Source organism: Kitasatospora sp. A2-31 (assembly GCF_022288725.1).
GTDB lineage: Bacteria > Actinomycetota > Actinomycetes > Streptomycetales > Streptomycetaceae > Kitasatospora.
In genome coordinates, this window is record NZ_JAKNTA010000206.1 from 1 (window position 1) to 1314 (window position 1314).

Annotated in this window: 2 rRNA genes and 1 pseudogene; all 3 read right to left on the reverse strand. The window is 66.0% G+C overall.

Annotated elements, in window-relative coordinates:
• Window positions 1–631, reverse strand: a pseudogene (locus MCM47_RS40910) (histidine kinase); the annotation flags it as partial.
• Window positions 632–896: 265 nt separating this feature from the next.
• Window positions 897–1013: ribosomal RNA gene (rrf, locus tag MCM47_RS40915) — 5S ribosomal RNA — on the reverse strand.
• 80 nt (window positions 1014–1093) lie between these two features.
• A 23S ribosomal RNA gene (locus MCM47_RS40920) occupies window positions 1094–1314 on the reverse strand; the annotation flags it as partial.

Below are 1314 nucleotides of genomic sequence, written 5' to 3' on the forward strand. Positions count from 1 at the left end.
CCCGGTCGGCCGTCCAGAGCAGCGCCAGCTCGCGCAGCGCGGTGAGGTTGCCCGGGCGGAAGTAGTTGGCGAGGGCGGCGTCGATCTTCTCCGGCGCGTACACGTTGCCGTGGGCGAGCCGCCGCCGCAGCGCCTCCGGGGACATGTCCACCAGCTCGATCTGGTCGGCCCGGCGGACCACCTCGTCCGGCACGGTCTCCCGCTGCCGGACCCCGGTGATGCCCTCGACCACGTCACCCAGTGACTCCAGGTGCTGGATGTTCACGGTCGAGATCACGTCGATCCCGGCCGCCAGCAGCTCCTCGACGTCCTGCCAGCGCTTGTCGTTGCGGCAGCCGGGCACGTTGGTGTGGGCGAGCTCGTCCACCAGCGCCACCTGCGGCCGGCGGGCCAGCACGGCGTCAGGATCCATCTCGGTGAACACGGCACCCCGATGCGTCAGCTCACGGCGCGGCACGACCTCCAGGCCCGCCACCAGCTCTGCGGTGTACCGACGCCCGTGGTCCTCCACGAACGCCACCACGACGTCCGTACCGCGCTGGAGCCGCCGGTGCGCCTCCGCGAGCATGGCGTACGTCTTGCCGACCCCGGGAGCCGCCCCGAGGTAGATCCGCAGCCTGCCGCGTCCCATGAGCACCATTCTTGATCGGACCCGTCCGGGGTACCACCCCGGACACCTGTTCCCCTCACCTTGGAGACTACGGCGTAACCGGTGATTCTCCAGCGATCTGGGCGGTGATCAGGCAGTTTTAGCGCCATATTGACGGCTGAGGAGCCGTGTCGGAGCCCGGGCAACGGTCGCCCGAGGGCAGCCCATCGGGATGGCGTGGCGCATTCGCCGGGAAACGCGAAGAACCCCCATCCGGGAATCCGGATGGGGGTTCTTCAGAAGAATTGTTCGGCGGCGTCCTACTCTCCCACAGGGTCCCCCCTGCAGTACCATCGGCGCTGTGAGGCTTAGCTTCCGGGTTCGGAATGTAACCGGGCGTTTCCCTCACGCTATGACCACCGAAACACTATGAAACTATCCGCCACCCACCCGCAGAGCGGTGGGGGTCGTTGTTTCAGAACAACACAGTGGACGCGAGCAACTGAGGACAAGCCCTCGGCCTATTAGTACCGGTCAACTCCACCCCTCACAGGGCTTCCATATCCGGCCTATCAACCCAGTCGTCTACTGGGAGCCTTACCCTCTCAAGGAGGTGGGAGTGCTCATCTCGAAGCAGGCTTCCCGCTTAGATGCTTTCAGCGGTTATCCCTCCCGAACGTAGCCAACCAGCCATGCCCTTGGCAGAACAACTGGCACACCAGAGG